Genomic DNA, 13,497 nt, shown 5'->3' on the forward strand with positions numbered 1-13,497 from the left:
ATTAGAACCGCTTGCTCAGGTTCATGTACCAGTAGCGGCCCGTGGCGTTGTGCAGCGCGCCCAGGTAGCCGAAGTTCGACGAGGCGATCGGCGGATCCTTGTCGAACACGTTGCGCGCGCCGATGCGGATCGTGGAGCCGTCGAATATCCCGTCCTTGAAGGCGTACTGGCCGTACAGGCTGACGGTGGTCCAGTCCTTGACCGGGAAGTACTGGCCGTTCACCTGGGCCGGGCCGGTGTCATAGACTTCGCCGACATACTGGACGAAGGCGCCCGCGCCCCAGCCGTTGTAGCGCCAGGTGAAGTTGGCGGTGGCCCGGAATTCCGGGAAGCCGTCCATCTTGATCTGGTTGCCGGCCGACGAGATGGTCAGGCCCGGCAGTTCGCCGGCGGCGACGGCGGTCTGCAGCAGCGCCTCGATCGGGCTGGGCGACTGGTCGTACTTCAGCAGCTTGGCCACGTTGACGCCCAGACCGAAGTCGCCCCAGGGGGTGTCGTCCAGGTCGTAGTCGAGGCTGAAATCGACACCCTGCACCATGCGCGGCTGCAGGTTCTGATAGGTGTCGTTGATGTAGGCGATGTTGCCCACGGTGGCCGAGCCGACCGGCGCGTCGCGCACGACGTTGGGGTTCGACGAGCCGTGCAGGCGCAGATAGTAGTCCAGGGCGATCGCGTTGTAGCCGCCCACCACGCCGATGACGCCCTTCTCGCGGATCGACCAGAAGTCGGTCGTCAATGTCAGGGTCCCGAAATCGCGCGGGATGAAGGTCGGCTGATAGACGAAGCCGACCGTGGCGTTGTCGGCCTCTTCCGGCTGCAGGTCCTTGTTGCCGCTGCGTGACTCGATCGTGCTGACGCTGGTGCAGGTCGTGCCGTTGATCCGGCAGGCGCCGTAGTCGATGCGGCTGTTCGAGACGGTTGAGCCATCGCTGTAGAACTGCGGCAGGTTCGGCGCGCGGAAGCTCTGCGAGACCGAACCGCGGATGGCCAGGCCTTGGCCGACCTTCCAGTAGATCGCGCCCTTGGGCTTCAGCACGTTGCCGAAGTCGGAATAGTCCTCGTCGCGGGCGGCGATCTGCAGGCTGACCTCCTCGACGAACGGGATGTTCATCTCGGGCGAGATGATCGGCACCGCCAGTTCGAAGAAGGCCGAGGTGATCGAACGGTCGCCCTTCACGTCCACCGAGCCCGAAGCGCCCATGACGTCGGTGCCATAGGTCACGCCGGTGACGCTGTTGGTGTACTTTATCTTGCCGTCCAGGCGGTCGTCGCGATCGTCCTTGTAGGTCTCGCGGCGCCACTCGACGCCGGCCGCGAAGCCGACGTCGCCGCCCGGCAGGCGGAAGAGGTCCTTCTTGGAAACCTTGAAGTCGGCCAGGGCCAGCGAGGTCTCGCTGATCCGATAGACGTTGATCAGGAACGAGTTGATCGTGGCGCGGTCGTTCGGCGTGGCGTCGCCGATCGAATAGTTGTCCAGGCTGCCGCCGTTGAACGGGTTGTAGGCCGTGGCGTCGGTCCGGTTCAGCGCCTGCTGGAACAGCGTGTTGCTGATCGCATTGTGCGTCATGTCCTTGGTGCGGGCCTTGGAATACAGCAGCGCCGAGTCCCACTTCCAGCCGCTGAACGAACCCTTCAGACCGCCCAGCAGGCGGTAGCTGTCGTCCGTCACCGTGTAGGTGCGCGGGCCGGTGTCGACCGGGCGGTAGGTGGTGATGTTCATCGCCAGGCCGGTGGTCGGCACGCCGGTCAGGCCGGAGAGACGGTTCGGGCTGGTCGTCGGACCGAAGGGGTTCCAGTAGGCGTTGGCCGCGATGGTGATCGGGGCGGTGCTCAGCGGGGCCGACTGCTCGCGGCTGCCGGTGAACAGGGCGTGGTAGTAGCCCGCCTCGCCATAAGCCGTGATGTCGCCGAAGTCGTGCTCGACGGTCGAGAAGAAGTTGGTCCGCTCGACGCCGCCGCGCAGGGTGCGGTCGGGGTTCTCGTCATAACGCAGCGCGCGGTCGGCCGCGCCGGTGATGGTCCCCGACCTGATGCAGAGATTGCCGGTCAGCACGGTGCTGGAGCAGCCAGCGGCCGTGTTGCTGGTCGGCTCGATGTGGAACACGCCCGAGGTCGTCAAGGCGGTCGCGCCCTGGCGCACCGTCGTGGTCGACGGAATCAGCGTGAACGAACCCCAGGGGCTGGAGGTCGAACGGCTGTCGAAGGTGGTGTTGTCCGCCCACGGGGTGTCGGCGATCTGCCAGCGGTGATCCTCGCTGGCGGCGTAGTCGCGCTCGGTCGCCATCAGGCGGCTGCGGCCGGTATAGTTGCCGAAGAAGGTCAGGCGCGTGCCGTCTTCCAGGCGCGTGCCGGCCTTCACGTTGATCGAGCCTTCGCGATAGCCCGTGCCTTCCGAGCCGCCGAACTGGGTCTCGACCTTCAGGCCGCGGAACTTGGTGTCGAGCACCGTGTTGACCACGCCCGCCACGGCGTCGGTGCCGTAGATGGCCGCGGCGCCGTCGCGCAGGACTTCGATCCGCTTGACGCCCGCGACCGGGAACGCGTTGGTGTTGACGGTCTGGACCGGCACCAGGTTCTCGGTCTGGCTGCCCGGCGCGAGCACGGCGCGGCGGCCGTTCAGCAGGGCCAGGGTGTTGCCGGTGCCCAGGCTGCGCAGGTTGAGCGAGGCCACGTCGCCGCGCGCGTCGTTCAGGTTGCCGGTGGTGCGGGCTTCCTGGAACTGCACGTCGCCGGCCTGCGGGATCGAACGGAACAGCTCGTCGCCCGACACCGCGCCGGTGGCGATGATCTCGTTCTCGCCGACCACCGTCACCGGCAGGGCTTCCGTGGTGCGAGCGCCTTCGATCTGCGAGCCGACCACGATGACGGCTTCGACGATCTGGGCCTCGTCAGTCGATGCGCCGGCCCCCACGCTCTGGGACTGGGGGAAGTCGGCCGGAGCCTGGCGCAGCGTGATGGTCTTGCCGTCGTCCGAAGCGACGACCAGGCCGGCGGCCTTTGCAAGGCGCGCCAGGGCGTCGGCGTCGGCCACGTCGCCGGTCACCGCCGGCGTGCGCTTGCCGCTGGCGGCCTCGAACGGAAACAGCACCTGCTTGCCCGACTGCTTGGCGAAGGCCTGCAGCGCATTGACCGCGTCACCGGCCGGAATGTTGAAGCTGTGGCGGGCCTCCTGGGCCAGGGCCGGACCGGCAAGGACGAGGACGGCGGCGGACGCCATCAGGAAGCCGCGGACGGCGCGGCGACGCGTGTCGATCGACATTTTTATTGGTAACCCCTCGGGGCGCCATCCATCCCCATGGGAAGGCGCCTTCCCCTCACCGACGATGATGGCTCAAATTTCCGCCATCGGGGACGCGAACTTTTTAGCCCCGACGCGACAGCCGAATGTCCCCGTCCGCCCCGTCCGAGGCCCGTACCGGAAAGGCGCCGGTCACGGCGGTGACGAAGCTCCTGGGCTCGGTCGTCTGGAAATAGCCGGCCAAGCGCAGGCCCGAGATCGACGGATCGGAGATTCTGATCTGCTGGCGATTGTAGCGGTTGAACTCGGCCACCGCCTGCTCCAGCGACTGGCCGTTCAGGGCGATGGCGCCCTGCCGCCAGGCGAGAGCCCGGTCGATCTCGCTGTCCGAAACACTGCGCGAACGGCTGCCGGCCGAGCTGTAGATCGCCGCCACGCCGGCGGTCAGGCGCAGTTCGTCCTTGGGCTCGGCGGGTTGCGGGTCGAGCGCGACAGCCCCGCGCTTGACGGTCACGGCCGCGCCGTCCGAGCGCAGGCGCACGGCCATCTCGGCCCCGGCGTCGGCCTGCATCACCGCGTCGGCGGCCTTGATCACGAACGGACGCGCGTCCCCGGCGGCCTCGAACACGGCCTCGCCGCGCACCAGCTTCACCTCGCGCACGCCCTTGCGGTAGCGGACCACGACCTTGCTGTTGGTATTGAGCTCGATGCGGCTGTTGTCGCTGAGCACGACCACCCGGCGCTCGCCGATGGCGGTGGCGTAGGCGGTCCCGCCGCCGAAGGTCATGACGCCCGTGACCACCAGGGCGGCGGCCGCCGCCGCGGCCATGCCGCGCGCCCAGCCCGACTGGTTCAGCTTGGGCAGGGTGAGGCGGCGCTCGGGCGCCAGCAGGTCGCGATCAGGCCGCTCCATGCCCGGACGCAAAGCGCGCAGGCGGTCCAGGCGCGCCCAGGCGGCGGCCTCGCGTTCAAAGGCGGCTTCGTTCTCGTGGCTTTCGACGCGCCAGGCCTCGAAGGCGGCGCGGTCGGCGGCCGAGCACGAAGGATCGTCAAGCCGGACCACCCAGAGGGCGGCCGCCTGCCTCACCGTTTCGCGTCGTGATCCCGTCTCGCGCTCCATGAGCGTCCTTCGTCGACCTTACTCTTACGCCCGATACGACGTCCCAACTTCTCGGAACAGTACCGAAGACCCTTCACCAAGTGCTTCTCAACAGTAGAGACGGACAGGCCCAGCCTAACCGCTATCTCGTCTGGCGATAGGCTGTAAACTTTTCTCAACGTGAAGACGCGACGGCACTGCGCCGGCAGCTCCGCGATCGCGTCGGCCAGGGCGCGCAGCTCTTCACGTGATTCGAGCATCATGTGGGCGCCCGGCGCCTCGTCGATGGGCTCGATGCGATCGAAGTCGGCGACGGCGGTGATGGTCAGCACCTTGCGGCGACGCAGGGCGTCCAGGGCGCAGTTACGCAGGATGCGGGTGGCGAAGGCGGCGGGATTCCCGATCTCGCGCCAGGTTTTGCAGGCGATGGCCCGCGCGAAGGTCTCGTGGACCAGGTCCTCGGGATCGGTCTGTCCATCACGGCAGAACTGCCGCGCATAGGCCAGAAGGTCCGGCTCCAAAGGCAGGATCTCCCGCCGGAACCAGGCGCGCCTGTGTTCGTCGTCTTGCGTCATCAACGCTCCCCTTAAGGAGCAGCCAAGCCCATCGAACGCGCGATGGCAACCCGGCGGCGGCGCGGCCGCCGGGTTGTGAGGCGCCGGCGCCTAATCCTCGATCGGATTGTGCCGCGTATCCTTCAGGAAAAGACCTCCGATAACGGCGGTCACCCCGGCGATGATCACCGGATACCAGAGCCCCGAATAGATGTTGCCCGTGGCCGCCACGATGGCGAAGGCCGTGGTCGGCAGGAAGCCGCCGAACCAGCCGTTGCCGATGTGATAGGGCAGCGACATGGCGGTGTAGCGGATCCTCGTCGGGAACAGCTCGACCAGCATGGCCGCGATCGGGCCGTAGACCATGGTCACATAGATCACCAGCAGGGCCAGCAGGCCGATGACCTTGGGCTTGTCGACCGCGGCCGGATCGGCCTTGTCCGGATAGCCGGCGGCCTTCAGCTGGGCGCCGAGATCAGCCTCCCAGGCCTTGCGGGCGTCGGCGAAGGCCTTGCCAGTAGTCCCTTGAGGATCGAAGCCCTCCAGGTTCACCGCGCCCACCTGCACCGAGGTCGGCGAGCCGGCCGAACCGGCGTGGACGCTGTAGCTGACGCCGGACTTGGCCAGATAGGCCTTGGCGACGTCACACGGCGTGTTGAACTTGGCCTTGCCGATCAGGTCGAACTGGAAGGCGCAGGTGGCCGGGTCGGCCGAGACCACCACCGGGGACGAGGCCTCGGCATGGGCCAGGGCCGGGTTGGCGTAGGTCGTGATCCCCTTGAAGATCGGGAAATAGGTCGCCGACGCCAGCAGGCAGCCCAGGATGATGATCGGCTTGCGGCCGATCTTGTCCGACAGCCAGCCGAAGATCACGAAGAACGGCGTGCCGATCAGCAGGGCCAGCGCCACCAGGGTGTTGGACAGCGCGCCATCCAGCTTCAGCGTCTTTTCCAGGAAGAACAGGGCGTAGAACTGGCCGGTGTACCAGACCACCGCCTGGCCCATGGTCAGGCCGACCAGCGACAGCAGCACGATCTTCAGGTTCTTCCAGTCGCCGAAGGCTTCCTTGAGCGGCTTCTTGGTGCCCTTGCCCTCGGCGACCATCTTCTGGAACGTCGGGCTCTCGTGCAGCTTCAGGCGGATCCACAGCGAGACGCCCAGCAGCAGCATCGAGACCAGGAACGGGATGCGCCAGCCCCAGGCCTTGAACTGCTCCTCGCCCAGCTGTGTGCGGGTCAGCAGGATCACCGCCAGCGACAGGAAAAGGCCCACGGTCGCCGTGGTCTGGATCCAGCTGGTGTAGAAACCGCGCTTGCCGTCCGGGGCGTGCTCGGCGACGTAGGTCGCGGCGCCGCCATACTCGCCGCCCAAGGCCAGGCCCTGGACCAGGCGCATGACCACCAGCGCGATCGGCGCGGCCACGCCGATCTGAGCGTAGGAGGGCAGCAGGCCGACCACGAAGGTCGAGACGCCCATCAGCAGCATGGTGATCAGGAAGGTGTTCTTGCGGCCCCAGATGTCGCCCAGGCGTCCGAAGATCACCGCGCCCAGCGGCCGGATCGCGAATCCGGCGGCGAAGGCGAGCAGGGCCAGGATGAAGCCGGTCGTCTCGTTGACGCCCGAGAAGAAGTGATTGGTGATGATCGCGGCCAACGAGCCGTAGAGATAGAAGTCATACCACTCGAACACGGTGCCCAGGGACGACGCCCCGATCACCAGCGCGTCGCGCCCCTTCTTGGGCGCGGCTTGGCTATCAGCCCCCATTACGCTTAGTCCCTTCCCTGATGCGCCGCGCGTGTCTCCCCGCGGTCGCCAAACCCTAGCTCACAGAACAGGATTCATAGACCGAGGATTTCCGGTAGCGCTACCACGTTTTGAAGCCCTCTTTCGAAGAACGGTGGTTTGGCGAGCGGAACGAGTCCTTAAGCTCAGGACGGCAACATCCGGCAACCTTCCGCAACATAGCGCCGCTTGATGTCCGACTTCCTGATCCACGGCCGGTTCGAGGCGCGAGCCCAGGCGACGCCGTGCGCGCTCGCCCTGTCGAGCGCGCACGGCCAGATCAGCTACGGCGCGCTCGAAACCCTGTCGCGCGCCCTGGCGGCGAAGCTGACGCCGGGGACGCTGACCGGCATCCTGGCCACGCGAGGGCCACGCCTGGTCGTGGCCATGCTGGCCTGCGCCCGCGCCGGCGCGCCGTTCGTGGTGCTGGACCTGGCCTATCCCCTGCCCCGGCTGCGCAAGATGCTCGACATCTGCCGCCCTGGCCTGCTGCTGGATGCCGGGACCGCGCCCGAGGGACTGTCGGACCTGCCGCGCCTAGCCGTCTCGCTGACCGCCGAGCCGACCCATGCGGTCCTGCCCGCCGTCGATCCCGACGCGCCGGCCTATCTGCTCTTCACCTCCGGCAGCACCGGCGAGCCCAAGTGCGTGGCCGTCTCGCACCACCCGCTGGTCAATTTTGTCGGCTGGCAGGAGCGCGCCTTCGGCCTCGGCGCCGACGACCGCTTCACCCTGCTGTCGGGCCTGTCGCACGACCCGGTGCTGCGCGACGTCTTCGCGCCGCTGAGCCTGGGCGCCAGCCTGCATATCCCGGATCAAGCGACCCTGACCGCGCCGGGCGGACTGGCGAGCTGGTTCGCCGACATCCGCCCGACCGCCGCCCACATGACCCCGCCGCTGGGCCAGTTGCTGACCGCCGGCAGGCCCCCCGCCCTGCCCGACCTGCGCCACGTCTTCTGGGGCGGCGACGTGCTGCGCCGCGGCCTGGTCGACGCCGTCACCGCGATCGCGCCGGCCTGTACGAGCGTCAACTTCTACGGCGCCACCGAGACTCCCCAGGCCGCCGCCTTCCATCGGGTCACCGACCAAGACACCGAGTCGCGCCTGCCGATCGGACGCGGGATCGACGGCTTCAACGTGGAGGTGGGCGACGGCGACGCCATCGTCATCCGCTCGCAATTCCTGACCCTGGGCCCCGTTACCGAAGGCTGCCTGCCGCCGGCCGCGCCGCCGACACCGCAAGCCTACGACACCGGCGACCTGGGCCAGTTGCGTTCCGACGGCGCGGTGATGATCCGGGGCCGCCGCGACGACCAGGTCAAGATCCGCGGCTATCGCGTCGAGATGGCAGAGGTCACCGCCGCCGCCCTCCGCGCGCCTTATGTCGCCCAGGCCGTGACCCTGAACATCGGCGCCGAGACCGCGCGCTTGGCCCTGTTCGTCCAACCGCTGAACGGCGAGCTGTCGCTCAATCCCGAAGCTCTGCGCGCGCGCCTGGCCGCCGGCCTGCCGGACTACATGGTCCCGGAGACCATCCTGGTTCTACCGGCCCTGCCCCTGCTGCCCAACGGCAAGGTTGATCGCCAGAGGCTGATCCAGGAGGCTCAGGCCCGCCCCATCGCCGAGCCCGCTCGCGTCGCCACGACGCCGGTGGAGAAGACCCTGGTCGCCGACTGGAGCGACCTCTTCGCCCGCCCCGTCGGGATCGACGACAGTTTCGCCAGCCTGGGCGGCGACAGCCTGTCCTACGTCACCGCCTATCTGTCGCTGCAAGAGGCCCTGGGCCAGGTTCCCGAGAGCTGGACCACCATGACCTTGGCGCGGCTGGCCGCCAGCAGCGGCGGCGAGGCGGCCAAGACTGGCCTCTTCGGGTGGATCGAGAGCGCCATCCTGCTGCGCGCCGTGGCGATCTGCGGCGTGGTCGCCAGCCACTTCCAGCTGATCTTCACCGGCGGCAGCGCCACCAGCGCCCTGCTGTTCGTCTCGGGCTACATCTTTGGCGCGCTGCAGCTGAACGAGATGGAGCATCAGAAGTCGCTCAAGCCCCTGGGCCGGCTGCTCAAGGGCCTGCTGCTGCCGCTATTCGCCTACGAGCTGGCCAACACCGCCCTGAAGCTCGTCACCCACGACCCGGTGCGGCTGTCGAGCCTGCTGCTCTATACCGACTTCCTCGACTATCGCGGCCTGCCCGCCGAGGGTCCCAACGCCTATGGCGGCCACGATCCGGTGATGTGGTACGTGCACTGCATATTCCACGTCATCCTGCTGTACGGCGCGCTGTTCTGGCTGCTGGACCGCGTCTTCAAGCTGGCCCGCCCGGGCCTGGCCGCCGCCTGAACCGTTCTCGTTGTGGGCCTGCTGGGCCGCTTTGTCCTGCCGTTCTTCTTCGTCCCCGACTTCGGCCGCGCGCCGCTGGACATGATGTCGGTGTTCAAGCACGCCCCGACCACCCACATGGCGACCTTCGCGCTGGCGGCTCTGGCAGGTCTGCTGAAGGGTCGAGGCCGGATCGCCTTCACGGTCGCCGCGATGGTCTACGCCATCGCCAGCTCGCCGTTCTACACGATCGGCGACGCGGCGGTTCTGGCCCCGATCGCGGCGCTGGTGCTGTTCGTGCCCAAGGCACCGTGGCCGCGCCTGCTGTCCAAGCCGGTCTACATCGTCGCCGGGGCGTCGCTGTTCATCTACCTGCTGCACTTCAAGGTGCTGGGGGTCTGGACGCGGGTGACCGACGCCTCGCTGGCCTTCGCCTGGGTCGGCGCGATCGTCGTCGGCGTGGTGGCCTGGAGCTGCTGGAATTTCGGTATGAAGCTGCTGCCCAGCCTGCCGGGCCTCTTGCATCCGCGCCGGCTCTTCACGCGGGCGCCGGCCATCGGCTAGGGTCCGCGCCGAACCGTCGGAAGGACTCCATGACCCAGATCGTCCGCCGTGCCGTCATCGGCGCCGCCCTCGCCCTGCTGGCCGCCTCGCCCGCCTTCGCCGCCGGCAAGCCGCGTGTGGCCATCGTGACCGACAAGGGAACGATCATCGTCGAGCTGGAGGACAAGAAGGCTCCGATCACGGCGACCAACTTCCTCGCCTATGTCGATCGGCATCGGTTCGACGGCGGGCAGTTCTTCCGCGCCAACCGGGCCAAGGGCGCGCCGGGCGCCGGCTCGATCCAGGGCCAGCCCAAGCCCTATTCGCGTCGCGCCCCGCCGATCGCCCACGAGAGCACGCTGAAGACGGGCCTCAAGCACAAGACCGGCGCCATCTCGATGGGCCGCGACGCCCCGGGCTCGGCGACCGCCGACTTCTTCATCTGCGCCAGTCCGCAGCCCTATCTGGACGCCAAACCGGGCAAGTCCGACGCGGCCGCCGGCTACGCGGTGTTCGGCTACGTGGTCCAGGGGATGGACGTCGTGAAGAAGATCCTGGCCGGCCGCACCGACGGCGCGACCAACGTTCCGTCGATGAAGGGCCAGATCCTGAACCCGCCGGTGAAGATCATCTCGATGAAGCGGCTTTAAGCAGAGGCGCGGCCACGCCCCTCACACCGTCTCCCCGGCGAAGGCCGGCGAAACGGGCTTTGGGATGTTCGCGGGCCGCCCCTAAGCCACCGTCTTGAACGGCGCCGTCACCGGCTCCGGCGGCGGAGCCGGGCAGTTTTGAGCCAGGAACTCTCCGTGGCTGGGCAGGCTGGCGACCTGGCTCGCCAGCATCGGTTTCGACTGGTCCAGTGTCTGGGCGATGACCGCGTAGGGCACCGTGTCGACCAGTTGCTGGTAACGACGCGGACGCACGCCCATGCCCTCCATGACCGACTGCCAGGACGGGTTGCGGAACATCTCGTCGACACCCTCGCGCAGCACGCCGTGGGCCTTGAAGAGCGCGATGCGGGCCTGGAGGGTCTCCGGGACCGGGGCTTCGCGCACGGCGCGCCAGAACGGCGTGTCGTCGCGCTGGCTGGTGCAGTAGTGCAGCACGATGAAGTCCCGGATCTCCTCGTAGTCCCCGGTCATGCGGCGGTTGTATTCGGCGACCAGCGCTGGGTCGCAATCGCGGTCGGGGAAGAACCGCAGCAGATAGTCCATGCCGCGATAGATCAGGTGCAGGGCCGTCGACTCCAGCGGCTCGATGAAGCCACCGGCCAGGCCCACCGCGACCACGTTCTTCTCCCACGGGCGCTGGCGCATTCCGGTCTTGAACGGGATGAACATGGGGTTCATCAGCGCCGGCCCTTGCAGGTTCTTGACCAGGGTGGCGCGAGCCTCGTCGTCGCTGAGGTGCTTGCTGCTGAAGACGTAGCCGTTACCGGCGCGGTGTTGCAACGGGATGCGCCAGCGCCAGCCAGCCTCCTCGGCCTTGGCCAGGGTAAAGGGATGCGGGTCGCCGACATTCTCCGTCTGCACCACCACGGCGCGGTCGCACAGCAGCACGTCCGACCAATCGACGAACGGCACGTCCAGGGTCTTGCCGATCAGCAGGGCGCGGAAGCCGGAACAGTCGATGAAGAGGTCGCCCTCCACCTCGTGGCCGTTCTTCATGATGACCTTGGCGACGGCGCCGTCGGGGCGGGTGACCACGTCGGTGACGATGCCTTCGGTGCGCTTGACGCCCCGCGTCTCGGCGTAGTCGCGCAGGAACTTGGCCACCAGCCGCGCGTCGATGTGCAGGGCGTAGCTGGCCCCGGCGATCAGGCTGCGCTGGGCCTTGAATGGCAGCATGAACTTCCACTGGTCGGCCATCACCGTGCCGGGCGCGAAGTCCTGCAAGCCCGACGTATGGCCATTGGCCTTGGCCCGCAGCCAGCACTGGTAGAACTCGTGCGGGCCGATCGGGCCGCCGATGGCGCCGAACGGGTGGTAGTAGTGCTCGTCCTTGACCTTCCAGTCCTCGAACCGGATGCCCAGCTTGAAGCTGGCCTGGGTGGCCTGGATGAACTCGCGCTCGTCGACGCCCAGGCTGGAAATCAGCTGCAGGAACGGCGGGATGGTCGACTCGCCCACGCCGATGGTGCCGATCTCCTCGGACTCGATCAGCTCGACTTCACAGCCACCCTTCTCGAAATAGTGGCTGAGCATCGCCGCCGAGATCCAGCCGGCCGAGCCGCCGCCGACGATGACGATCTTCTTGATGGCGTTGGGATTGGTCGTGGTCATCGTCGTGTTCCTACTGCGCGGCTAGAGGCGCGGGACGGCAGTACTGGTCGAGAAAAGCGCCGTGCGGCGGGGCGGCGGCGACCACCTCGCGGATGGCCTTGCGCATCTCGGCCAGCGGGGCGCTGAGTGTCGCGGGGTCAATGCCGTCGAGCGCGGGATCGACCATGTCGGGCAGCAGCTCGAAGCCGGCATAGATCGCCATCCAGCTGGCCGGCTGAAACATCTCCCAGCGGTAGCGGATGAAGTGGCCGCGCTGGGTGAACAGGTCGACCTTGCGCCGCAGCGTGTCGGGCAAGGTCACGGCGTTGCAGTCGCGCCAGAACGCGGTATCGCCGCGCTTATTGGCCCAATAGTGCAGGATGATGAAGTCGCGCACGCGCTCCATCTCGCGCCTGGACCAGTCGTTGAATTCGTCGGCCAGCTCGGGCGCGAAATCCTTGTCCGGGAACAACATCTTGATCTTCTCGATGCCCGTCTCGATCAGGGCGATCGAGGTGCTCTCCAGCGGCTCCAGGAAGCCGGACGCCAGGCCCAGGGCGATGACGTTCTTGTTCCAGACCTGCTTGCGGCGGCCGGGGTTGAAGCGGATCTGGCGGGGCTCGTGCAGCAGCGGATCGGGGATCGCCGCCTTCAGTTCGGCCAGGGCCTCCTCGTCGCCGATGTGGCGCGAGGAATAGACATAACCGTTGCCATAGCGGTGCTGCAGCGGGATGCGCCAGCGCCAGCCGGCGCTCTGGGCGGTGACGTCGGTATAGGGCATCGGATCGCCGACACCTTCGCTCTGCACCGCATAGGCGCGGTCGCACAGCAGCACGTCGTTCCAGTGTTCGTAGCCGGTCTGGAGCGCCTCCTCGATCAGAAGCCCCCGGAAGCCCGAGCAGTCGATGAAGAGGTCGCCTTCGACGGTCTCGCCGGTATGCAGATCCAGCGCGGTCACGAACCCCGTCTCGGGATGCGGATTGACCTTCGTGACCTTGGCGTCGATGCGGCGCACGCCGTTGTCCTCGGCCACCCGGCGCATCAGCTGGGCGAACAGGGCGGCGTCGAAATGCAGGGCCCAGTCGAAGATCGACAGGGTCGAGGGCGGGTTGCGCGACGGGGCGATGAACTTGCCCGCCCGCGCCAGCGACGCGCCCAGCGAGTAGTCGGCGATGTCGGTCGGTTCGCCGGCCTGGGCCAGCTTGCGCCAATAGTGGTGGAAAGAAATCCCCCGCAGGTCCTGACCGAACAGGCCGAACGGGTGGATGAACGACTGGCCCTCGCGGACCCAGTCGTTGAAGCGGATGCCCAGCTTGCAGGTCGCGCCGGTGGCCCGCATCACCTCGATGTCGGTCAGCCCGAGCTGTTGGTAGAAACCGCGGATGGTGGGGATGGTCGCCTCGCCCACCCCGATCGTGCCGATCTCGGAGCTTTCGACCAGGGTGATCTCGATCGGGCCGCCCTGGAAGTGCCGCCGTAGCGCCGCCGCCGCCATCCAGCCCGCCGTGCCGCCGCCGACGATCACCAGCTTGCGGATTCGATTGTCCTGCATCGCCTTCACTCCCGACTCCGGCGTCTTCGTCCGGTTGGGCTCCAGGCTATCGGCTCGCGCATGAGCCGGACAGGCCCAAGCCCTCCAAAAGAATGGAGCTCTCAAAAAAAGAAAGCCGCCGTGGATGTCCACGGCGGCCGCAGGAGGTGAGA

The 13,497-nt window shown here is 67.7% G+C and carries 9 protein-coding genes; 3 read left to right on the forward strand and 6 right to left on the reverse strand.

Translation table 11 applies throughout. The features are described 5' to 3' along the window. Window position 1: 1 nt before the first annotated feature. From ACW173_RS01205 to ACW173_RS01220, 4 genes are all read right to left on the reverse strand, one after another. The gene (locus ACW173_RS01205) at window positions 2-3,259 is read right to left on the reverse strand and encodes a TonB-dependent receptor domain-containing protein (RefSeq protein WP_492083074.1); all 3,258 of its coding nucleotides are present in this window, start codon (window positions 3,257-3,259) and stop codon (window positions 2-4) included. Window positions 3,260-3,362: 103 nt separating this feature from the next. Beyond that, window positions 3,363-4,358 carry a FecR family protein gene (locus ACW173_RS01210; protein WP_492083075.1) on the reverse strand — a complete coding sequence of 332 codons (996 nt, stop codon included), beginning with the start codon at window positions 4,356-4,358 and terminating at the stop codon, window positions 3,363-3,365. Further along, entirely contained in the window at window positions 4,322-4,915 is a 594-nt protein-coding gene (locus ACW173_RS01215) for an RNA polymerase sigma factor (RefSeq protein ID WP_492083076.1), read from the reverse strand. Before ACW173_RS01215 ends, ACW173_RS01210 begins: the two co-directional genes overlap by 37 nt. Window positions 4,916-5,002: 87 nt before the next feature. Beyond that, entirely contained in the window at window positions 5,003-6,655 is a 1,653-nt protein-coding gene (locus ACW173_RS01220; protein ID WP_492083077.1) for an MFS transporter, read from the reverse strand. Window positions 6,656-6,865: 210 nt separating this feature from the next. Here ACW173_RS01220 and ACW173_RS01225 point away from each other — a divergent pair, with 210 nt between their 5' ends. Genes ACW173_RS01225 through ACW173_RS01235 form a run of 3 tightly spaced genes read left to right on the forward strand, consistent with a single transcriptional unit; the run spans window position 6,866 to window position 10,182 of the window. Beyond that, window positions 6,866-9,010: an AMP-binding protein gene (locus ACW173_RS01225; RefSeq protein WP_492083078.1), complete on the forward strand. Its 2,145-nt coding sequence runs from the start codon at window positions 6,866-6,868 to the stop codon at window positions 9,008-9,010. Between the two features lie 12 nt (window positions 9,011-9,022). After that, window positions 9,023-9,553: a hypothetical protein gene (locus tag ACW173_RS01230; RefSeq protein WP_492083079.1), complete on the forward strand. Its 531-nt coding sequence runs from the start codon at window positions 9,023-9,025 to the stop codon at window positions 9,551-9,553. A 29-nt stretch (window positions 9,554-9,582) separates the two neighbouring features. Beyond that, window positions 9,583-10,182: a peptidylprolyl isomerase gene (locus ACW173_RS01235; RefSeq protein WP_492083080.1), complete on the forward strand. Its 600-nt coding sequence runs from the start codon at window positions 9,583-9,585 to the stop codon at window positions 10,180-10,182. An 81-nt stretch (window positions 10,183-10,263) separates the two neighbouring features. Here the strand turns inward: ACW173_RS01235 and ACW173_RS01240 are convergent, their stop codons facing one another. Both ACW173_RS01240 and ACW173_RS01245 read right to left on the reverse strand, forming a co-directional pair. Next, window positions 10,264-11,814, reverse strand: coding sequence for a tryptophan halogenase family protein (locus ACW173_RS01240; protein WP_492083081.1), 1,551 nt, complete (start codon window positions 11,812-11,814; stop codon window positions 10,264-10,266). A 10-nt stretch (window positions 11,815-11,824) separates the two neighbouring features. Next, entirely contained in the window at window positions 11,825-13,345 is a 1,521-nt protein-coding gene (locus tag ACW173_RS01245) for a tryptophan halogenase family protein (RefSeq protein WP_492083082.1), read from the reverse strand. Between the last annotated feature and the right edge of the window lie 152 nt (window positions 13,346-13,497).

The sequence above is a fragment of the Caulobacter sp. ALps2 genome, assembly GCF_058681635.1.